General features: G+C 63.5%; 24 protein-coding genes. 7 read left to right on the top strand and 17 right to left on the bottom strand.

From position 1 onward, the window contains the following. Nucleotides 1–40: 40 nt before the first annotated feature. Nucleotides 41–307 (bottom strand): helix-turn-helix transcriptional regulator, encoded by a 267-nt coding sequence (locus tag FJ414_RS03930; protein WP_140641461.1) that lies wholly within the window; start codon nucleotides 305–307, stop codon nucleotides 41–43. Between the two features lie 297 nt (nucleotides 308–604). Here FJ414_RS03930 and FJ414_RS03925 point away from each other — a divergent pair, with 297 nt between their 5' ends. The 3 genes from FJ414_RS03925 to FJ414_RS03915 all read left to right on the top strand — a co-directional run bounded on the left by FJ414_RS03925 (nucleotide 605) and on the right by FJ414_RS03915 (nucleotide 2,459). Further along, nucleotides 605–1,213: a hypothetical protein gene (locus tag FJ414_RS03925; protein ID WP_140641459.1), complete on the top strand. Its 609-nt coding sequence runs from the start codon at nucleotides 605–607 to the stop codon at nucleotides 1,211–1,213. Nucleotides 1,214–1,436: 223 nt separating this feature from the next. Then, entirely contained in the window at nucleotides 1,437–1,631 is a 195-nt protein-coding gene (locus FJ414_RS03920) for a hypothetical protein (protein WP_140641457.1), read from the top strand. Nucleotides 1,632–2,198: 567 nt separating this feature from the next. Continuing rightward, a complete protein-coding gene (locus tag FJ414_RS03915) occupies nucleotides 2,199–2,459 on the top strand; it encodes a hypothetical protein (RefSeq protein ID WP_140641455.1) in 261 nt (86 codons plus the stop codon). A gap of 75 nt (nucleotides 2,460–2,534) precedes the next feature. On the opposite strand, the gene FJ414_RS03910 is transcribed toward FJ414_RS03915, so the two are convergent. The 7 genes from FJ414_RS03910 to FJ414_RS03880 all read right to left on the bottom strand — a co-directional run bounded on the left by FJ414_RS03910 (nucleotide 2,535) and on the right by FJ414_RS03880 (nucleotide 7,313). After that, the gene (locus FJ414_RS03910; RefSeq protein ID WP_140641453.1) at nucleotides 2,535–2,837 is read right to left on the bottom strand and encodes a DUF883 family protein; all 303 of its coding nucleotides are present in this window, start codon (nucleotides 2,835–2,837) and stop codon (nucleotides 2,535–2,537) included. A 94-nt stretch (nucleotides 2,838–2,931) separates the two neighbouring features. After that, nucleotides 2,932–3,471 (bottom strand): MerR family transcriptional regulator, encoded by a 540-nt coding sequence (locus FJ414_RS03905; protein ID WP_042640150.1) that lies wholly within the window; start codon nucleotides 3,469–3,471, stop codon nucleotides 2,932–2,934. Nucleotides 3,472–3,603: 132 nt separating this feature from the next. Beyond that, nucleotides 3,604–3,927, bottom strand: coding sequence for an integration host factor subunit alpha (locus FJ414_RS03900; RefSeq protein WP_023815657.1), 324 nt, complete (start codon nucleotides 3,925–3,927; stop codon nucleotides 3,604–3,606). 104 nt (nucleotides 3,928–4,031) lie between these two features. Beyond that, a complete protein-coding gene (locus tag FJ414_RS03895; RefSeq protein ID WP_140641451.1) occupies nucleotides 4,032–5,003 on the bottom strand; it encodes a beta-ketoacyl-ACP synthase III in 972 nt (323 codons plus the stop codon). A 9-nt stretch (nucleotides 5,004–5,012) separates the two neighbouring features. Then, entirely contained in the window at nucleotides 5,013–6,080 is a 1,068-nt protein-coding gene (plsX, locus tag FJ414_RS03890) for a phosphate acyltransferase PlsX (RefSeq protein WP_140641449.1), read from the bottom strand. Between the two features lie 130 nt (nucleotides 6,081–6,210). Then, nucleotides 6,211–6,759, bottom strand: a complete 549-nt coding sequence (locus tag FJ414_RS03885; RefSeq protein ID WP_140641447.1) for a DUF177 domain-containing protein — start codon at nucleotides 6,757–6,759, stop codon at nucleotides 6,211–6,213. A gap of 11 nt (nucleotides 6,760–6,770) precedes the next feature. Then, on the bottom strand, nucleotides 6,771–7,313 hold the full coding sequence (locus FJ414_RS03880; protein WP_140641445.1) for a ubiquinol-cytochrome C chaperone family protein: 543 nt from the start codon (nucleotides 7,311–7,313) through the stop codon (nucleotides 6,771–6,773). Nucleotides 7,314–7,430: 117 nt separating this feature from the next. Here FJ414_RS03880 and FJ414_RS03875 point away from each other — a divergent pair, with 117 nt between their 5' ends. The 3 genes from FJ414_RS03875 (at nucleotide 7,431) to FJ414_RS03865 (ending at nucleotide 9,622) form a co-directional block, all read left to right on the top strand. Beyond that, on the top strand, nucleotides 7,431–7,955 hold the full coding sequence (locus FJ414_RS03875; protein WP_140641443.1) for an outer membrane protein assembly factor BamE: 525 nt from the start codon (nucleotides 7,431–7,433) through the stop codon (nucleotides 7,953–7,955). A 130-nt stretch (nucleotides 7,956–8,085) separates the two neighbouring features. Further along, entirely contained in the window at nucleotides 8,086–8,631 is a 546-nt protein-coding gene (locus FJ414_RS03870) for a dTDP-4-dehydrorhamnose 3,5-epimerase family protein (protein WP_246672291.1), read from the top strand. 1 nt (nucleotide 8,632) lies between these two features. After that, a complete protein-coding gene (locus tag FJ414_RS03865) occupies nucleotides 8,633–9,622 on the top strand; it encodes a glycosyltransferase family 2 protein (protein ID WP_140641441.1) in 990 nt (329 codons plus the stop codon). A 96-nt stretch (nucleotides 9,623–9,718) separates the two neighbouring features. Here FJ414_RS03865 and FJ414_RS03860 read toward each other — a convergent pair whose 3' ends face one another. From FJ414_RS03860 to FJ414_RS03820, 9 genes are all read right to left on the bottom strand, one after another. Further along, on the bottom strand, nucleotides 9,719–11,860 hold the full coding sequence (locus FJ414_RS03860; RefSeq protein WP_140641439.1) for a sodium-translocating pyrophosphatase: 2,142 nt from the start codon (nucleotides 11,858–11,860) through the stop codon (nucleotides 9,719–9,721). Nucleotides 11,861–12,114: 254 nt separating this feature from the next. Continuing rightward, nucleotides 12,115–12,864, bottom strand: coding sequence for an ABC transporter permease (locus FJ414_RS03855; RefSeq protein ID WP_140641437.1), 750 nt, complete (start codon nucleotides 12,862–12,864; stop codon nucleotides 12,115–12,117). Beyond that, nucleotides 12,861–13,799 carry an ABC transporter ATP-binding protein gene (locus tag FJ414_RS03850; RefSeq protein ID WP_140641435.1) on the bottom strand — a complete coding sequence of 313 codons (939 nt, stop codon included), beginning with the start codon at nucleotides 13,797–13,799 and terminating at the stop codon, nucleotides 12,861–12,863. Before FJ414_RS03850 ends, FJ414_RS03855 begins: the two co-directional genes overlap by 4 nt. Beyond that, nucleotides 13,796–14,962, bottom strand: a complete 1,167-nt coding sequence (locus FJ414_RS03845) for an ABC transporter permease (protein WP_140641433.1) — start codon at nucleotides 14,960–14,962, stop codon at nucleotides 13,796–13,798. Before FJ414_RS03845 ends, FJ414_RS03850 begins: the two co-directional genes overlap by 4 nt. Before the next feature lie 278 nt (nucleotides 14,963–15,240). Continuing rightward, nucleotides 15,241–16,152, bottom strand: coding sequence for an ABC transporter substrate-binding protein (locus FJ414_RS03840; RefSeq protein WP_140641431.1), 912 nt, complete (start codon nucleotides 16,150–16,152; stop codon nucleotides 15,241–15,243). 158 nt (nucleotides 16,153–16,310) lie between these two features. Next, nucleotides 16,311–17,534: an MFS transporter gene (locus FJ414_RS03835; protein WP_140641429.1), complete on the bottom strand. Its 1,224-nt coding sequence runs from the start codon at nucleotides 17,532–17,534 to the stop codon at nucleotides 16,311–16,313. Beyond that, nucleotides 17,531–18,025 (bottom strand): transcription antitermination factor NusB, encoded by a 495-nt coding sequence (nusB, locus tag FJ414_RS03830; protein ID WP_140641427.1) that lies wholly within the window; start codon nucleotides 18,023–18,025, stop codon nucleotides 17,531–17,533. Before nusB ends, FJ414_RS03835 begins: the two co-directional genes overlap by 4 nt. Continuing rightward, on the bottom strand, nucleotides 18,022–18,516 hold the full coding sequence (gene ribH / locus FJ414_RS03825; RefSeq protein ID WP_140641425.1) for a 6,7-dimethyl-8-ribityllumazine synthase: 495 nt from the start codon (nucleotides 18,514–18,516) through the stop codon (nucleotides 18,022–18,024). The genes nusB and ribH overlap by 4 nt, the downstream gene beginning before the upstream one ends. A gap of 140 nt (nucleotides 18,517–18,656) precedes the next feature. Further along, nucleotides 18,657–19,475: a methyltransferase gene (locus FJ414_RS03820; protein ID WP_140641423.1), complete on the bottom strand. Its 819-nt coding sequence runs from the start codon at nucleotides 19,473–19,475 to the stop codon at nucleotides 18,657–18,659. A gap of 64 nt (nucleotides 19,476–19,539) precedes the next feature. On the opposite strand from FJ414_RS03820, the gene FJ414_RS03815 reads away from it, so the two are divergent. Further along, nucleotides 19,540–20,291 (top strand): IS5 family transposase gene (locus FJ414_RS03815; RefSeq protein WP_210239633.1). Its coding sequence is split into 2 segments (ribosomal slippage): nucleotides 19,540–19,870 and nucleotides 19,870–20,291, totalling 753 coding nucleotides; the frame shifts between segments, so codons are not numbered across the junction. Nucleotides 20,292–20,294: the final 3 nt, after the last annotated feature.

Here is a 20,294-nt window from a genome sequence, read left to right as displayed (position 1 = left end):
CAACCCTCGGCGGGCTTCTGGATGGACGCTTCTGGCGTCTCTATTGCTGTGTGGGCCGATTCTCTGCGGACGGCACCCTGATCAATTCCTCTTCCGGCACTTGCAGCGCGGAAGCGATGCGCCGGAGCTTGGCGGGGTCGACGTCCTTGCCGTCCTCGATGTCGACGATCTCGCCCACGGCCAGGCCGCAGGTCAAAGAAAGTTCCTCGATCGTGTATCCCCTCGTTTCGCGAGCGGCTTTCAACGGATTGAGGCCGGACGCGGCAATGATATCGTTGGAAACAGCGTTTCGTACGGTGTTGGGCATGGCAACTCCTTAAAGATGAAACAGGTCGGATGAAATGTGGTGTTGCCTGAGACGGCGGGAGAATGCTCGTTAACAAATGATTTGCCAAGAGCACCCATACGGCGTCACGCCATCGTGAAGCTGCGTTTTGGCCGAATGCCTCGGGCCCCGTAGATGTAAGGCCGCTCGGCGCTCAATCAAGTTCTTTTGAAGATCCTCGACCGGATTCGCCGGCATTTTCGACGCCTCGATTCGTTAGCTCACCGTCACCGGCAGCCAAACCCGCGCGCCGGGCGTTTCACGGAAGGATCGAATGCCATGAATTTGAAATCGTTCGCAATTTTGCTTGGCGCCATCTCAAGCGTCGTCGGCGCGACGGAAGCGCAGGCGGCGTACGCCACACGCGTTCGAGGCACCGTCGTCGGCGTTGCCGGATCGACGCTCACGGTGAAGGACCGCGACGGCAAGACCGATGCGATCGCGCTTGCCGACGGCTGGAAGATCTCGGGCGTCGCCAAGGCATCGGCAGCCGATATCAAGCAAGGCGATTTTCTTGGCATCGCCTCGATTTCCAAGGCCGATGGCGGCAGCGGCGCGCTGGAAGTCGTGGTCTTCCCGGCGGCCCTGAAGGGTACCGGAGAAGGCGACCGCGACTGGGATCTGCAGCCCAACAGCCGCATGACCAACGGCACCGTCGCCGACGTCACCGAGATCGAAGGCCGCACGGTCACGCTCACCTATGACAACGGCCAGAAGAAGCAGATCGCGATTCCGCAGACGACACCGATCGTGACATTCGCCGCCGCCACGCCGGCGGATCTCACGCCGGGCATCGCGGTGTTCGTCAACGCCGAGCGCGGCGGCGACGGCAAGCTCGTGGCCAACCGGGTCGTGGTCGGGAATCACGGCATCGCGCCGCCTATGTGAGGCCAGGTAGCCGCATCCTTGGATTTCCAAGGAGCGCGCAATCCTCGTAGGCCAGGGCGGGCGCGCGGCGCAAGAGGGCTCCCCAGAAACAATCCAGAAACAAAAATCTACATTTGGGAAAAATTGTCGAAAAAAACCAGGAGGATAGTCCCTATCGCGAGGCTTGGGTCACCGATTTGCTCCGGTGAATCTCGGAAGGCCCGCGTAAAAAGGAAACGAAGTCATGAAGAAGTCCCTCCTCTCCGCGCTCGGGCTGGCTCTGGCCCTGGCGTTCACCATGCCGATCCTCGGCGCCACCAGTGCCGACGCGGCTCCGATGAAGAAGCATCACCATCATCGTCATCACCACAGGCATCATCACCGCCATCACCACCACCATCATCACCACCACAAGACGATGGCTCCGAAGAAGGCCTGATCCTTCCCTTCTGCCGATGGGAAGGCAGGCCTTCGCCGCCAGAGCGGACCAGTCTTCCCATCGGACTCTTCGGCTTAAACATCCGGCGATGCCGAACCGCACTCCGGATTGCGCCTAATGGGGGCCTGCGCCGATCTTTCGGCCAGACACCGCCTGCTACTGGCGGTCGCCCGTGCCGTCGTCACGCTTCGCCATCCGCCCTCGTTGCCCGCTTCGCCATGAAGCTCGGCTATTGGCCAAATCCCGCCGCCCGGGCGCTATAACGAACTGATGCTGTGGCGAAAGATCGTCGACCGCAATCCACGGTTCGTGACGCTGACCGACAAGCTGGCGGCGAAAGCGTATATCCGCGCCGCCTACCCCGAATTGCCCGTGGCGCGATGCGGGGCACCGATAAGTTTGACGGCTGAACACAGACGTCGCCGGCCAAACGAAAAAAATCGCGCGGCATATGAACCTTTCCATTGGGGCCAGCACTAAGCGGTCATGGGCACCGCGAAGGTGCTCCTCAACCCAACGGGGACGCCAGGACGGCGATCCCAACAACCAATGGAAGGAAATGCTCAAATGACCAACTTCAACCGTATCAGCCTCGCCGCGGCTCTCGTCTTTTCGGCTTTCGGCTCGGTCTCGGCTCCGGCCTTTGCCGGCACCCATCCGACCGGCGACGGCGGCGCGGTCTGTAAGGGCCATGGCTCGTGCCTGGTGCTGCAGCTGGATTGCAAAGGCACCTATACCGATGCCACCGACAAGAACGGCACCGTCTACGGCAAGTGCAGCGAGGTTATGAAGGTCGATCCGAAGACGCGGCTCAAGCTCGCGAACTGATCGCTGTAGCCAAATGGCACGGAAATGGCGGCCGTCGAGGACGGCCGCCATTTCTGTTCATATCGCGTCGATCGATCAGCGCCGGCTGATAAGAAGGCCGGCAAGCAATCCGACCACGACCAGCCCGACGGCGGCGGCCGTCGCCGGATGATCTCGCGCCGTACGCTCAATCGCCCTGCCCCTGCGCCTTATTGCGGGCAGCGCCTCGTGGAGGCGATCGGCAAGTTGCGAATAATAGTCGGACGCCGTCTCGCGGCCATCCTCGTAATAGGCGTCGCCGCGCCTGGCCAAAACCTTCTTGAGATCGTGCAATTGTCGCGAAAGCGCCGCAACCTGCTTGTCGATATCAACGTCGGAGAGGGTCGAAAACGATGCCATGCTTGTTGTCCTTCTCTTCGAGAAGGCCTAACGCATGGACGCAGAGCCAGTTCCGGCAGGCCGAGCGCGCGGCATCCAGTCGAATAACGACCGTTCAACGAACCTGGTCGAGCAGGCGCTTGCATTCCAGCAAGTCGAACAGCGCCTCCTGCAGCAAGGCGCGATTGTCACGCGACAATTTCGAGGCGTCTGGTTGTACCGGACCTTCGTCGTCGCTCTTACCGAGGCCGAAGAAACGGCGGCTGGGCTTCACCTTCGGTTGACCGACCAGCGCGTCTTCGTCGCCGCGCGGCTGCGCGGCCGCCGTCAGCGGCACCTGCTCGGCCTGGCGGCGCTGGGCGATCGCCTCCACGGCGGCCATGTCGCCATTGCCGATGGCGACCAGGAAATGGTTGCCGTTCTCGCGCAACAGCTTCTGCACGCCTTTGATCGTATAGCCCTGATCGTAGAGCATATGCCTGATGCCCTTGATCAGCTCGACATCCTGCGGCCGGTAGTAGCGCCGGCCGCCGCCTCGCTTCATCGGCTTGATCTGGGTGAAGCGCGTCTCCCAGAACCGCAGCACATGCTGCGGCAGATCGAGATCTTCCGCGACCTCGCTGATGGTGCGGAAAGCGTCGGGGCTCTTGTCCATGGGCCAATCCTCCACACTGGACCGCGATCCGGCTCATGATGCCGAATCGTGCCTTATTTCAGCGATTTATGAAACGATATTCAAGCCCGACGTCAAAATGGCCGACGGTTTTCAACCGCATTCGCCAGCAAACTATTTGCCGCCCTTGCCCTTGCTGTTCTGATGCGAGCGCAGGATCCGGCTCTTGAGCACGTTCGACGATTTGAACGTCATCACCCGGCGCGGCAGGATCGGCACTTCCTCGCCCGTCTTGGGGTTGCGTCCGATGCGCTCGTTCTTGGAACGGACATGGAAGGTGGCGAAGGACGACAGCTTCACCGTCTCGCCGCGGACGATTGCCTCGCAGATCTCATCGAGGACGGCCTCGACGAGCTCCGCCGATTCAGTTCGCGACAAGCCAACCTTCCGGTAAACGGCTTCAGCAAGGTCGGCACGCGTAAGTGTCTTTCCCCCCATGCGACCGTCCCATCTGCTCGCAAAAACGTAAATCGATACAGGTAAAGGCAGAGCCTAAGTAATTGATCCGGCAAGGTCAAGAACCGAACCGGCGAGTTCGGCACTTACCAGCGGAGCAATACCGCGCCCCAGGTGAAACCTCCACCCATCGCCTCGAGAAGCACAAGGTCGCCCTTCTTGATGCGGCCGTCGGCGACGGCCACCGACAAAGCGAGCGGCACCGAGGCAGCCGAGGTGTTACCGTGTAAATCGACGGTGACCACCACTTTCTGCTCCGCAATCCCGAGCTTCTTGGCGGAAGCGTCAATAATCCGTTTATTGGCCTGATGCGGCACGAACCAGTCGAGGTCCTCGGCTGTTATGCCGGCCTCGCCGAAGGTCGCCTCGATGACATCGGTGATCATGCCGACGGCATGCTTGAACACTTCACGGCCTTCCATCCTCAGATGACCGACGGTTCCCGTGGTAGAAGGACCGCCGTCGACGAAGAGCTTGTCCTTGTGCACGCCATCGGAACGCAGGCTCGCCGCCAGCACGCCGCGATCGGTAATCGCGCCCGCTCCGTCTGCCGCTTCCAGAACCAGCGCGCCGGCGCCGTCGCCGAACAGCACGCAGGTCGAGCGGTCGCTCCAGTCGAGAATGCGCGAGAATGTCTCCGAACCGATCACCAGGACGCGTTTGGCCAGGCCGCCCCGGATATAAAGGTCGGCGGTGGCGACCGCATAAACGAAGCCCGAGCACACCGCCTGCATATCGAAGGCAAAGCCATGATGCATGCCGAGCCGGTTCTGGATTTCGACAGCGGTCGCCGGGAACGTGTTGTTGGGCGTCGAGGTCGCCAGGATGATGAGGTCGATATCGGCGGGCGTCATGCCGGCGCTGTCCAGCGCCGCGCGCGCCGCCGCCTCGCCAAGCGAGGCTGTCGTCTCGTCGTCGGCCGCGACGTGGCGTTGGCGAATGCCGGTGCGCTGGACGATCCACTCGTCCGAGGTTTCGACCATGCCTTCGAAGTCGGCATTCTTCATGATGCGGCGGGGCAGCGCGGCACCATTGCCGCGCACGACTGATCTGATCAAGGCTCTGTCCTATTCCTCGGCGTCGGCGACGCCGGATTTCCTGTTTGCCTGCGCGGTCGGATTGCGCGCATGGAACAGATCGAGGTCGGCCTCGATCCGGTCAAGCAGATTGTTGCGCACCATGTCGTAGCCGAGTTCGACGGCGGCCGCGAAGCCGTCCGAATCGGCGCCGCCATGGCTCTTCACCACGATGCCGTTCAATCCAAGGAAGACGCCGCCGTTGGAGCGCCCGACATCCATCTTCTCGCGCAGCCTGTCGAAGGCGCCCTTGGCGAAGACATAGCCGATCTTGGCCATGAACGTGCGGCTCATGGCGGTGCGCAGATAGCCGGCGATCTGCCTTGCGGTGCCCTCGGCGGTCTTGAGCGCGATGTTGCCGGCAAAACCCTCGGTAACCACCACGTCGACCGTGCCCTTGCCGATATCGTCGCCCTCGACGAAGCCGCGATAATTCATCGAAGCCATGTTGGCCTCGCGCAGCATGCGGCCGGCTTCCTTGACTTCTTCCTGGCCCTTGATCTCCTCGACGCCGACATTGAGCAGGCCGACGCTGGGCCGCTCGATGCCGAACACCGAGCGCGCCATGCCGGTGCCCAGAATGGCGAAATCGATAAGCTGGTGCGCATCCGCGCCGATGGTGGCGCCGACATCGAGCACCACGCTTTCGCCGCGCGTCGTCGGCCAGAGCGCCGCGATCGCCGGGCGGTCGATGGTGGCCATGGTGCGCAGGCAGAATTTCGACATCGCCATCAGCGCGCCGGTGTTGCCGGCCGAGATGCAGGCCTGCGCGCCGCCGTTCTTGACCGCTTCGACGGCCTTCCACATCGACGACTTCCAGCGGCCATGGCGCAGCGCCTGGCTCGGCTTGTCGTCCATGCGCACCGCGATCTCGCAATGGACGAACTCGCTTATCTCGGCGAGTTTCGGGAACTTGACGAGTTCGGGACGCACCACGTCCTCGCGGCCATAGATGACGAAGCGGATGTCAGGGCGGCGGATGGCGACCGTCATCAGCGCCGGGATGACCACGCTCGGTCCGTGATCGCCGCCCATGGCATCGATGGAAATCCTGATCACGTAGTGCTTTTCTCACGGGTTGCCTGGCTTGCGGCTGACGCCTGCCAGGGTAAGGGGGCTCGCGAAGGTTCGGCGAAAATAGCGGTTTTGCGCCTAGGCACAACCAACTTTTCCAAAATCCGTACCACTCTCAGGATTTTCCGAGCAGCGACCGCAGCTTTTTCTGGAATTCGCTTTCTTCGGATTGATCGTCGCCGGCGACGTCGAGCGAGGCTCCCGGCTTGCGCGGATAGGGGTCGATCGCCAGGCCGAAAAACTGTTCGGCCAGCGCGCCGACATCGATGGTGTCGCCGGAAAATGTTTCCGGACTGTCCGGTCCGCCGGCGTCGAGGATCATCTCGCCGCCGCCCTCGAAACCCTCGCGCCCAAGCTTCGACTGCTCGGGCAGAAACAGCGCCTCGACGGGCTCGTCGATATGCGCGGTGACCGGATCGAGCGTGACGATGCAGGCCTGCGTGATGTCGGCCTCGACGCGACCGGTGACCTTGACGCCATTGCGCTTCCAGGAGGCCACAAGCAGTTCGGCGCGATAGTTCTCGACCGAAAGCAGTTCGTATTCGGCGGCAAGCGCCTCACGCTGGCGCTCGTCGGCCTCGACCAGGACAGGCAGGCCCTTTTGCGGCAGCCGCGCAACATTGGCGACAAAGGATACAGGGCTGCGCAGTTCGGCGTCTTTCATCCCGGCCTCCTTCACGCGGCCCCGGCGGCAGGGAACGCGGCGACGCCGGCGACGATCGATTCGGTCGGCTGCGCGGCAAGCTTCTGGCTAGCCTCGCAGACATAGTCCGCCAGCAGCGGCGCCTGCGGCCAGGGGCCGGAGTCCGGCCTGACGTTGCGGGCGAGCGCCGCCGCAAGCGCCACCCGGTCGTCTTCCTTGAGCGCGTCGTCATAAGCGGCCGTACGGCCGTAAAACATCTTTGCGAGCTTCTTCATGCGTTTGGGCACGCCGACATCGCTGATGCCAAGTTCGCGCAGCGAATGCTCGACATCGAGGAAGAACTCGTCGATCAGCACTTGCGCGACTTCGGCGGCCACACCTTGCTCGCCACGCAGCCGGTGTTGGACGAGATACAGGTGCAGCGACAGCATCTCGAAGCGGCCGAGCGGCGTATCGGGCACATTCCAGTCGGAATAAAACACCGCTTGCCGCGCCGCCGCCACGATTCGTGCGTAGAGCGCGTCGGTGATAGCGCGGTTGGCATTGCGTTCGCGGCCAAAAAGGCGCTGGAACATTGAGGGCGGTCTCCCGGGGACCTGTTGTTTGATTTGGCCTTGTTGCATCGGCATGCAAGCTGGTTTACCGGTTTTGCGGCCCAGCGCAAGTTGCGGGGATGTGATGGAGAATTGTTGTTGGGTGCGCTGAAATTCAAGTCGTTCTTTGCGCCCGCCCCGTTGGGCGTGGCTTCGCTGCTGGTAGTGGTGTCAGCGCTTTCCGCCTGCAATTCGTCCAAGATGTTCGGCGATCTCCATCCGAGCGAAACGCTGACGAAAGGCTACGTCATCGACCAGCAGGCGATCGATTCGGTGCCGGTCGGGTCGAGCCGCGAGCAGGTGCTTTTGGCGCTGGGCACGCCGTCGACGACGGCGACCTTCGACAACGAGGCCTTCTACTACATCTCGCAAACGCGCAAGCGCTATGTCGCCTTCGACAACCCTCGCATCATCGACCAGCATGTGCTGGCGGTCTATTTCGGCGCCGACGGCCGCGTCACCCAGATCGCCAACTACGGCCTCAAGGACGGCAAGATCTTCGACTTCATCTCGAGGACGACGCCGACCGGCGGCAAGGACCAGAACTTCCTCAGCCAGATCATCAGCGGCGCCAGCAAGCTGGCGCCCGGCATCCCCGGCGGCGGCAGCGGCGGTACGCCTTAAGTCTATCGACGGCCTGCAGAACAATCAAACCCGCCGCCTCGCCGGCGGGTTTTGTTTAGGTGCGGCCAAGACGCATACTTGCTTATATTCCGGCGTCCCCCTATCAATTTGCTGGGGATTGGGACCGGTCATGAGCAACAGCGATCGTACTGTGCCGCAAGGTTGGATGGCGACAGGCACGCCTGACCGGCAAACCGTGACACCTGACTGGCTTGTCGTCGAAGCGCCGACAATCGACGGCGTCGCGCTCAAGGAAATCCGACCTGTCGCGACTTCGACCGGCTACCTCACCGAGGTTTTTCGCGAGGAATGGGATCTCGACGGACTTCCGGTCGGACAGGTGTTTCAGCGCACGCTTTATCCCGGCGCGGTGACGGGATGGCATGCCCATGGCGTCACAACCGACCGGCTTTTTTGCTCGGTGGGCAGCGTTCGAATCTCGCTGTTCGACGGTCGCAAGACCTCGCCGACATTCGGCACGGTTTGGCACAAGATTGTCGGAGCGGTCAGGCCCGCTATCGTCATCATTCCGCCCGGCGTCTGGCACGGTGTCGTCGCGCTCGGAGCGGAGACTGCTTTGGTGCTCAACCTCGTCGACAAGGCCTACGCCTATGACGCGCCCGACCATTGGCGCCTGCCGCCGGACACCGAACAGATCCCCTACAAGCTGGTGTAGCGTGGAACAGGCCGGTCAAGGCGCGGCGATCGGACCGATCGAACCGCTGGTCTCGGTCGTGATAGCGACGCACAATCGTCCGGCGGTGCTGCATCAAACGCTGAAGAGCCTCGTTGGCCAGACCCTGCAGGACTGGGAAGCCATGGTGATTGGTGATGCGTGCCGGCCGGACACCGCGACAACGGTTGCCGCTTTCGGCGACGCCCGCATCTCCTATATCGATCTTCCCGTGAACTTCGGCGAGCAGTCGGGGCCTAACAATATCGGCTTTGCCAGAGCACGCGGCCGTTTCGTTGCCATATTGAACCATGACGACCTATGGTTTCCCGACCATCTGACGTCCATGAGCGGCTGGATCGACGCCACCGGCGCCGATGTGGTGATCGCCCGGGGTGCGGTCATCGAGTCGGCCGCGAGCAAAGGTTCCAGGCATATGATCCTCGGGACGGGGCGGCACGGCTTCTATGACCCGGTCACCACAGTCGGCTTCGGCTCCGCGCAAATGGTCCGGAGAACGTCGCTGCCAAGGCTCGGGCCATGGCGCCCGGCCAGCCATTGCGTCTGCGAGAGTTCCCAGGACTGGCTGTTCCGTGCATGGCGCAACGGTGCGGTGATTGCGACAATGCCGCATCTGACCGTGCTCATGCTGCATTCGGGCAAGCGCGAAGGCAGCTATGCGCGTGATACGGCGCAGGAGCAGGAAGAACTGATGAACGCGATGAGTTCGCCAGACGCGTTGCGCGTCAGGATTCTTGGCAACGCCGAGGAACCGGCTCCCCTCAAGCGCTTCCGCTACCTCAAACGCAGGCTGCTGGCTGCCCTCGGCATACATCCGCGAGCGCGTTCCTTCCGCCGCCAATTTCGCCACGGCGCGTTCATTGCCATGCTGCGCCAGACTCGCGGCTTACCGCCAATGCCCGAACGCGAACCGGATACCGAAGCGTTGCTGGCCCGCTATCGCCATGACAGCGAAAGGCCAGAGGCCGGTTGAGTGCCCCTCGGGGCGGAAAGCATGAAGGATGTCATGCCGAAAAACAAAGCCCGCGGGATCGCTCCCGCGGGCTTTGTCATGGAATAGCCGCCGCGATCAGCCGTGCGCGAGCACGGCGAGCAGGAGCAGCGCGACGATGTTGGTGATCTTGATCGCCGGGTTGACGGCCGGGCCGGCGGTGTCCTTGTAGGGATCGCCGACGGTGTCGCCGGTGACCGATGCCTTATGCGCCTCGGAGCCCTTCAGGTGCTTGACGCCGTCCTTGTCGGTGAAGCCGTCCTCGAACGACTTCTTGGCGTTGTCCCAGGCGCCGCCGCCGGAGGTCATCGAGATGGCGACGAAGAGGCCGTTAACGATGACGCCGAGCAGCGAGGCGCCGAGCGCCGCGAAGGCCGAGGCCTTGGAGCCCGAGATCAGCAGCACGCCGAAATAGACGACGAGCGGCGCCAGCACGGGCAGCAGCGACGGGATGATCATTTCCCGGATCGCCGCCCTGGTCAGGATGTCGACGGCGCGCGCATAGTTCGGCTTCGAGGTGCCGGCCATGATGCCCTTGTCCTCGCGGAACTGCTTGCGCACTTCCTCGACGATGGAGCCCGCGGCGCGACCGACGGCGGTCATCGCGATGCCGCCGAAGAGGTAGGGGATCAGGCCGCCGAAGATCAGGCCGGCGACGACATACGGATTGGAGAGGTCAAAGGAAACCTCGCCCATGCCCTGGAAGTAAGGATACTTGTCGCCATTGGCGGCAAAGAATTTCAGGTCGTTCGAATAGGCCGCGAACAGCACCAGCGCGCCGAGGCCGGCGGAGCCGATGGCATAGCCCTTGGTGACGGCCTTGGTGGTGTTGCCGACAGCGTCGAGCGCGTCGGTGGAGTGGCGCACCTCCTTGGGCAGGCCGGCCATTTCGGCAATGCCGCCGGCATTGTCGGTAACAGGGCCGAAGGCGTCGAGCGCCACGATCATGCCGGCAAGGCCGAGCATGGTGGTGACGGCGATCGCGGTGCCGAAGAGGCCGCCGAGCTGGTAGGTGGCGATGATGCCGCCGACGATGACGATGGCAGGCAGCGCGGTCGATTCCAGCGAGACCGCGAGGCCCTGGATGACATTGGTGCCGTGGCCGGTCACGGAAGCCTGGGCGATCGAGTTCACCGGGCGCTTGTTGGTACCAGTGTAGTATTCGGTGATCACCACGATGAGGCCGGTCACCAGAAGGCCGATGAGGCCACAGATGAACAGGTTCTTGCCGGTGATGGCGATGCCGGCGACATTGCCGACCTCGCCCCAGCCGACGGTGGCCGAAGTGGCGATAGCGAGACCGACGATCGACAAGAGCCCGGTGACGATCAGGCCCTTGTAGAGGGCGCCCATGATCGAGCCGTTCGAGCCAAGCTTGACGAAGAAGGTGCCGACGATAGAGGTCAGGATGCAGGCGCCGCAGATGGCGAGCGGATAGAGCATCGACGCACCCAGCGCGGCCGTGCCGCCGAAGAAGATGGCGGCGAGCACCATGGTGGCGACGACGGTCACCGCATAGGTTTCGAACAGGTCGGCGGCCATGCCGGCGCAGTCGCCGACATTGTCGCCGACGTTGTCGGCGATGGTGGCCGGGTTGCGCGGATCGTCTTCCGGAATGCCGGCCTCGACCTTGCCGACGAGGTCGCCGCCGACGTCCGCACCCTTGGTGAAGATGCCGCCGCCGAGACGGGCGAAGATCGAGATCAGCGAAGCGCCGAAGCCGAGCGAAACCAGCGAGTCGATGACGACGCGGTCATTCGGCTGCAGGCCCATCGGGCCGGTCAATATGGCGTAGTAGATCGAGACGCCGAGCAGCGCCAGACCCGCCACCAGCATGCCGGTGATGGCGCCCGACTTGAAGGCGATGTCGAGGCCGGCAGCAAGGCTGTTCGAAGCGGCTTGCGCAGTCCGCACATTGGCGCGCACCGAGACATGCATGCCGATGAAGCCGGCGGCACCCGAGAGCACCGCGCCGATCAGGAAGCCGATAGCGGCGGTGATCGAAAGCAGCCACCAGGCAAGCAGGAGAACGACGATACCGACGACCGCGATGGTCGTGTACTGGCGCGCCAGATAGGCCTGTGCGCCTTCGCGGATGGCGGCGGAGATTTCCTGCATGCGCTGATTGCCCTGATCGGACGCAAGGACCGAACGTGTCGCCCAGATGGCGTACAGAACTGACAGCAAGCCGCAGGCGATGACGGCGGTAATGATGGTCATTGCCGGATTTTCCTCGATTGTTGGCCCAAAAGAACCCCTCCCTGGGCCGTTGGAACGGAGATGGATGCCGCGCACGGATTCCACCCCTTGGCTGGGGTGTATGCGAAACAGGGCTTGGAACGTCAAGATATTGTTCGGTTTTTGCCCGGCTTTCGCCCAAAAGAAGAGGGCAGGAATTGTTGTGCCAGCGCAAGCCTGGAATTAGATCGATTGAAATGACGCTGGGGCACATTCGCCAATCCGCAGACGTAGCGTTATTCCGCCCCCTGCCCCATGCGTCGCGCGGCGTAGCGTTCGACCGCCGACAGACCGTCATAGATCAGCACGGCAAGCGCGGCGACGATCAGGCCGCCCTGCAGCACGAAGGCAAGGTTGTTCGAGATCAGGCCGGCGATGATCACCTCGCCAAGCGTCTTGGCGGCAACGGTCGATCCGATGGTCGCGGTGGCGAGGCTGATGACGACCGAGAGCCGGATGCCGCCGAGGATCACCGGGGCGCTCAGCGGCAGCTCGACCTTCATCAGCCTTTGCCAGCCGGTCATGCCGGCGCCACGCGCCGCCTCCATGACGTTGCCGGGCAACGTGGTGAGCGCCGTCAGCGCGTTTTCGAAGATCGGCAGCAATCCGTAGAGGAAGAGCGCGATCAGCGTCGGCTTCTCGCCGAAACCCACGGCCGGCACGGCGAGCGCCAGCACGGCAACCGGGGGAAAGGTCTGGCCGATATTGACCAGGCTGCGCGACAAGGGCAGGAACTCGGCGCCGGCCGGCCTGGTGACGAGGATGGCGAGCGCCACCGCGACGATCGTCGCGGCCACCGTCGCGACCAGGACGATCCGCAGATGCTGCAAGGTCAGCGTCAGCAGGCTGCCCTGGTTGTAGATTGCCGGCGCGCCATTCTCGGTCAGGGGCTTCAGCAGCGGCTCGAACCAGTTGGGGCTGGTGATGAAGACCACCAGCACCACCAGAACGGCCAGCCTCAGCAGCGCGGGCAGCCAGGCTTTCATTGCGGCCTCGCCGCGCGCTTCACCAAGCATTCGATGGTGACGCGGCCAATGAGCTTGCCGTCGGCGCCCTTCACCGGCAGCGCAGGGCGGCCCGACCACAACAGCTCGGCCAGCGCGTCGCGCTGCGTGGCTTCGCCTGGGATCGCCTCGCCTTCGGCGCCGCCCGGCTCCACGGCATCGCGCACAGGCCCCAGCGACAGCAGCCGGAACGGCCTTTCGCTGGCGCCGACCAGTGTCTCGACGAAATCGCTTGCGGGCCTCGCCAGGATTTCAGCCGGCTTGGCGTATTGCACCAGCTTGCCGGCATCCATGACGGCGATCTTGTCGCCCAAGTGCACAGCCTCTTCCATGTCGTGGGTGACGAGGATGATGGTGGTGCCGAAACGCTTCTGGATCGCCAGCAGATCCTCTTGCGCCTTGGTGCGGATGATCGGGTCGAGCGCGCCGAAGGGCTCGTCCATCAAAAGCACGTTGGGCTCGGCGGCCAAAGCGCGGGCGACGCCGACGCGCTGCTGCTGGCCGCCGGAAAGCTCGTGCGGATAGCGCGGTCCATAGGCCTGGGGGTCGAGCTGGTAGAGTGTCATCAACTCGTCGACGCGCGCCTTGATGCGATCCCTGTCCCAGCCGAGCAGCAACGGCACGGTGGCGATGTTCTGCGCCACCGTGCGATGCGGAAACAGGCCGTGACCCTGGATGGCGTAGCCGATGCTTCGGCGCAGCTGATAACCCGGCACGGAGCGGTTGTCGGCGCCGTCGAGCTTGATGACCCCGGAGGTCGGCTCGACCAGCCGGTTGATCATCCTGAGCAGCGTCGTCTTGCCGGATCCCGACGTGCCGACAATGGTGGCGATAGTTCGGGGTTCGATGATCATCGAAACATTGTCGACCACCGTCGTTTGGTCATAGCGCTTGGTGATGCCTTCGATCTCGATCATGCCGTTTCAACTGCCCTGCGCCTGGTGGCGGCCATTTCGATGACCGCGTCGAGGATAATGGCCGCGGCAAAGGCCAGCGCCACGGTGGGCAGCGCGCCGAGCAGCACGAGGTCCATCGCCGTCTGGCCGACGCCCTGGAAAACAAATACGCCGAAGCCGCCGCCGCCGATCAGCGCTGCGATCGTGGCGAGGCCGATATTCTGCACCAGCACGATACGAATACCGGTCAGGATCACCGGAAAGGCGAGCGGGAACTCGACATCGAACAGGCGCTGGCGGTCGGTCATACCCATGCCGCGCGCGGCGTCATTGGCCGCGCGGGGTACGCCAGCCAGCCCAACCACGGTGTTTGCCACCACCGGCAGCAAGGAATAAAGGAAGAGCGCGACAAAGGCCGGCGCGGTGCCGATGCCCCTGATGCCGATGGCGGCGGCGCCTGGCACGTGCACGGCAACCCAGCCGAGCGGAGCGATCAGCAGGCCGAAGAGCGCGATCGACGGAATGGTCTGGATGATGTTGAGCACATTCAGCACGCCTGCCCGCAGTTTCTCGACGCGATGGCAAAAGATGCCGAGCGGTATGCCGACGATCACCGCGCCGGCCAGCGAGCCAAGCGCCAGCGTGACGTGCTTGGAGGCTTCGGCCCAGAAACTGTCGGCGCGGCCGGCATATTCCTTGAGGATGGAAAGGCTGTCCCAGCTTCCCGAGACGAGCAGCACGGCGATGGCAAGCGCTGCAAGCACGAGCACGCCGACGCGTGACCAGGGCGAAAGGTTCAGCCTGGTCAGCACATCGGCGAGGAGCAGAGTGAAGGCAAAGATCAGCAGCCAGAAACCGGACGCCGGGGCGATGCGGGCGAACGTGTTGCCGGCCGGTGTCAGGAAACCGCCGGCGACGCCGATGAGGACGGCGAGTGCGGCGAGCGCCACGATGCCGGCGGCCAGTCTCAGCACGAGCGGCGTCCTGAGCAAGGCGACGATGGCGGCCGCGATCACTATCGCCAGCAACAGCATGCCAAGCGTGGGCGGCAACGACTCGAGGATCGAACGCGCCTGCCCGGGTACGATGCGGTTGGCGCGGAACGTGGCAAAGGGGGCCAGGAAAGCGGCGTAGGCGACGATCGCGGCGATGACCACGCCGAGCTTGTCGAAACGCAGGGTCATGGCCTCCCCCTTGCGGTCTTGGCGGTTGGCGAAAGCCGGCGGGAGAACCGATCTCCCCCCTTGCGGGGGAGATGGCCGGCAGGCCAGAGGTGAAGGAACGCCAACCTTGGAATACGAGCTCGTTCAAAGGTAAACCCGCCGAAGGACTTTCCTTCGATAGGTTGAAGGGTCGGCGGGACAGCACCCCCCTCCGTCCTGCCGGCCATCTCCCCCGCAAGGGGGGAGGTCAGCAGTTCCGCCAACCGCACCTCTCCAGCCCGCACTTATTATGCCGCGATCTACTTCAAGAACCCGTTCTTCTTCAAAAAGTCCTCCGCCACGCCCTTCGCGGGCTCGCCGCCCAGTTGCACGCGGCCGTTGAGCTCCTGCAGCGTGACGAGATCGAGCTTGGCGAAGACCGGCTTCAGCAGCGCCTCGATTTCCGGGTGCTGCTTCAAGACCTCTTCGCGGATGATCGGCGCCGGCTGGTAGACGGGCTGCACGCCCTTGTCGTCCTCGAGCACGACGAGGCCGGAGGGCTGGATGCCGCCATCGGTGCCATAGACCATGGCGGCGTTGGCGCCGTTGGTCTGGTTGGCGGCGGCTGCGATCGTCGCCGCGGTGTCGCCGCCGGAGAGAGTGATCAACTGGTCCGGCTTCAGCGTGAAGCCGTAGGTCGTCTGGAAGGCCGGAAGCGCGGCGGCCGAATTGACGAACTCGGCCGAAGCCGCGAGCACCACCTTGCCGCCGCCCGCGACGTATTTGCCGAAGTCCGAAAGCGTGACGAGCTTGTTCTCGTCGGCCACTTCCTTGCGCAGCGCGATCGCCCAGGTGTTGTTGGCCGGCGACGGCGACAGCCAGACGATCTTGTTGGCGTCGTAGTCCAGCTTCTTGGCGGTTTCGTAAGCCTTGGCGGCATCCTTCCAGACCGGATCATCGGCCTTCTGGAAGAAGAAGGCGGCATTGCCGGTGTATTCGGGATAGATGTCGATCTCGCCGGCGGTGATCGCCTTGCGCACCACGGGCGTCGCGCCGAGCTGGATGCGGTCCGTCGTCTTGATGTTGTTAGCGTTGAGCACGAGCTGGATGATGTTGCCCAGCACCCCGCCTTCCGTGTCGATCTTCGAGGAGACGACCACCTGGGCGTTGGCCGAGGCGGTGGCAAGGCCGAGCGCGATGGCAGCTACGGCGAGCTTTCCGATTGAAAACATTGTGAAATCCCTTGCTATGAACCGAGGATCCGGTGGCCGCATATGAGCACGGCTATAACGGCCAGTCGGGGTACACGGTTTCATAAGTAGGGGGATCAGCGCAATATTTTTGTTCCCCGCGCGAGGCCGGTGCCCGGCCCGGTCCCGACAGCGTAATGTCAGTTGGCGGAACGCAAGCCCTGGAGCTTGAGCGTGCCAAGCGCCAGGAAGCAAAGCACTACGACCGGGAAAACGATCCAGTTCAGCATGGTCCAGCCCCAGGCGTTGTAGATCGCGCCCGACATCAGCGAGGCAAAGGCGACGGAGCCGAACAGGACAAAATCATGGAAACCCTGGACCTTGCTCTTCTCGGAGGGCCGGTAGCTGGCCGCGACCATGGCGGTCGCGCCGATGAAACCAAAATTCCAGCCGAGGCCAAGCAGGATCAGTGCCGTCCAGAACTGCCACAGCGCCAGGCCGGAAAGCGCCACGGCGCCGCAGCCGATCAGCAGGATAAGACCAGTCGCGACGATGCGTTCGGCGCCGAAGCGGTGGATCAGCGAACCGGTGAAGAAGCTCGGCCCGAACATGGCCATGACATGCCAGGAAATGCCAAGCGTCGCATTGTCTTCCGACAGGCCGCAGCCGACCATGGCGAGCGGCGCGCCGGTCATGACGAAGCTCATCAGCGCGTAGCTGCCGACGGTGCAGAACAACGCGGCGACGAAACGCGGCTGGGTGACGATTTCGATCAGGGGGCGGGCGTCGCTTGCAGCGGTTTCAGAGACGGCGTCGGTCCGCGAGGAAACGCGCAGGAACGACAGGATGAGCGCGCCGACCGCCGCCAGGGGCAGGATCGAGGCGAAGGATCCCGCAAACATCACCGGGGCGAGCAATTCGCGCGTGTAGATGACGATCTGCGGCCCGAGGATGGCGGTGATGATGCCGCCCGCCAGCACGAAGGAGATGGCGCGCGCCTTGAATTCGGGTGGCGCGTTGTCGGCGGCGGCGAAACGGAACTGCTGGACGAAGGCGCCGCCGACACCGATGACGCAGAGACCGAAGGCGAACAGCCAGAAGCTCGCCTGATAGAGCGCGAGCGTCGCGATCAGGCCGCCGAGCGCGGTGACGATGGTGCCGATCATGAAGCCGCCGCGATGGCCGAGGCTACGGATGATGGCGGCGGCTGGCAAGGCGCCGAGCGCCACGCCGATGTTGAAGCCGGTGACCGGCGCGGTGGCCAGGGACTTGTCGGGACCGAGCAGATACTGTCCGGCCAGCGCGCCGAGCGAAATGGCGATCGGCGCGGCCGAACCGACGATCGCCTGCGCGGCGGCGAGCAGCACCGCAGTGCGACGCCCTTCCCTGCCGGCCTCGGCGACCCCGGCCGTTGCGGCTGTCACGAAGCGTCCTTGCCACGCCCCTCGCCGCGAACCCGGCGCGAGACGCGATCAAGAACGGCGTTGACCAGCTTAGGCTCGTCTTCCTCGTAGAACGCCTTGGCGATGTCGACATATTCGGAGACGATGACAGCCACCGGCACATCCTCGCGCTTCATCAGTTCATAGACGCCGGCGCGCAGAATGGCGCGCAGCGTCGAATCCAGCCGCGACAGCGGCCAGTCCTCGGTCAGTGCCTGGCGGATGACGGGGTCGATGGTCTTCTGGTTCTCGACGACGCCGGTCAGGATGGCGCGGAACCATTGCGCGTCGGCCTCGCGATAGAGCGCGCCATCGACTTCCTTGCCGAGGCGAAAGGTCTCGTATTCGGCCGTGATCTCGAAAACGCCGCTGCCGGCCACATCCATCTGATAGAGCGCCTGGACGGCGGCAAGACGGGCGGCGCCGCGCTTGTTGACGTGGCGCACCGCTCCGGTCGAGGCGGGCTCGGTCACGATTGGGCTCCGAATTTCTCTTTGAGCGCGATCATTGTCAGCGCCGCGCGCGCGGCGAAGCCGCCCTTGTCGCCTTCGGTCTTTCGCGCACGCGCCCATGCCTGCGCGTCGTTTTCTGTGGTCAGAATGCCATTGCCGATCGCGATCGCCTCCTGCACCGAAAGGTCCATGAGCGCGCGGCTCGATTCATTGGCGACGATGTCGAAATGGTAGGTGTCGCCGCGGACGACGGTTCCTAGCGCGACAAAACCGTCGTAATGCGTGCCGCCTTCGGCCGCGCCATCGAGCGCGAAGGTGATGACAGCGGGTATTTCGAGCGAGCCAGGAACCGTGACGACGTCATATGTGGCGCCAGCCTCGTCGAGCGCGCCGGTCGCACCTTCGAGCAGCGCGTCGGCGAGATCGTCGTGAAAGCGCGCTTCGACAATGAGCAGATGCGCCTTCGCCTTCGGGCGAATGAACGCTTTGCCGTGTTGGGATGTGCCTGCCATAAAAGTCTCCGGGGGGTTGCCGGTGACTTAGGCCGAAGCCGGGTTTATCGCAAGCGGAAGATTGGCGGACCGACACCAACGCTGTATCTCTCGAAGGATTCAGATCCCGGGGCAGCGCGATGTTTCGGTACTTTGTTTGGCTAGGCAGGCGAAGCCTCAAGGATCGAGATCGGCGCGGTGGTGTCGATCACTCGCTCGAGCTTCAGCCCTGCGGCCTCGAACAGCTTGGCGTATTGCGCCTCGGTCCGCTCAAGGCCGCCGGTGACCGCGAGCATGACCACATCGATGGCCTTGATCTGGGCTGGTTCGTCGCCCGCAGGGACGAGCGTCTCGGCCACAAGCACCCTGCCATGCGTTTGCATTGCCTCGCGGCAACGGCGCAAGATCAACTCGGCGCGTTCATCGTCCCAATCGTGGATCACCTTCTTGATTACATAGACGTCGCCGACGGGGACGCTGTCGAAGAAGTCGCCGACGACGAAGTCGGTGCGCGACGGATCGCTCCCGGCCTCCTGGCGCGCCGCCGCCACTCCGGAGGCGAGATCGAGAAGAACCCCGCTCAAATGGGGATTGCGGGCAAGGATGGCCGAGAGAAGCTGTCCATGCCCGCCGCCGACATCGACGACCCGCGTATATCGGCTGAAATCATAGGCGTCGGCGACCGCCTCGTTGCTGCCTTGGCCCTGGGCAATCATAGCTCGCTGAAACAGGGCAGCCTGTTCCGGGTGGGCCGAAAGCCAATCGAACCTCGGACTTCCGAACACCTTGTCGAAGGCCGGCTTTCCGGTGCGGACGGAATGCAGAAGCTGCTCGAACGCAAGATAGGCCTCGCTGTTGACCATCCGGATGAAGTCGCGTGGTCCGGGTCGATCGGAACGAAGCGCCGCGCCCACCTCCATCAAGGTAAAATGACGAGGGCGAACTTCAGTGAAGACCCCCTCCGGCGCCAGAAGCCGCATGACGCGATAAGGCCTGTTGATATTCAGGATTCCACATCGGGCTTGATCATGATTCAAGCTTCGGATGGAACGATTCGTGCTGACTGACGCCCAATGGGCGATGATGGAACCGCATTGCCTGGGCAAGCCGAGGGACCCGGGACGAAGCGCTAAGGACAACCGCCTGTTCGTCGAAGCGGTGCTTTGGATCGCGCGGACAGGAAGTCCGTGGCGTGATCTGCCGCCGTTTTTCGGCAAGTGGAACACCGTCTTCACGCGATACCGCAATTGGGTCAAAGCCGATGTTTTCGTTCGGCTTTTCGAGGCCTGCTCCGAAGAACCGGATATGGAGTACGCCATGGTCGATGCCACCATCGTCAAGGTTCACCGCCATGGCCAAGGCGCAAAAGGGGGACTCAGAGCCAGGCCATCGGCCGCTCCAAAGGCGGCATGACTACCAAAATCCGGGCGCTCACGGACGCCCTCGGCAATCTCGTGCGCTTTGTCCTCCTGCCGGGTCAGCGTTTCGATACGGTCGGCGTCGAACCGCTCATCAACGACCTCTCCTTCGACGCTCTGATCGCCGACAAAGCCTTCGACAGCAACTCTATCATCGCCGATCTCAACCAACGCGGCGCTAAGATCGTCATCTCGCAGCATCCGCGACGAGCCAAGCCACTTCCCTTCGACATCGAGATGTACAAATGGCGTCATCTGATCGAGAATTTCTTTTGCAAACTCAAAGAGTTCAAACGTATCGCCATGCGCGCCGATAAAACCGACCAGAGCTTCTCCGCCTTCGTCCATCTCGCCGCCGCCATCATAAGCTCCAGATGAATA

This window comes from Mesorhizobium sp. B3-1-6 (assembly GCF_006439555.1).
Classification (GTDB): Bacteria; Pseudomonadota; Alphaproteobacteria; order Rhizobiales; family Rhizobiaceae; genus Mesorhizobium.
Note: the sequence above shows the minus strand (reverse complement) of the source record. Positions and strands in the feature narration are given on the sequence as shown.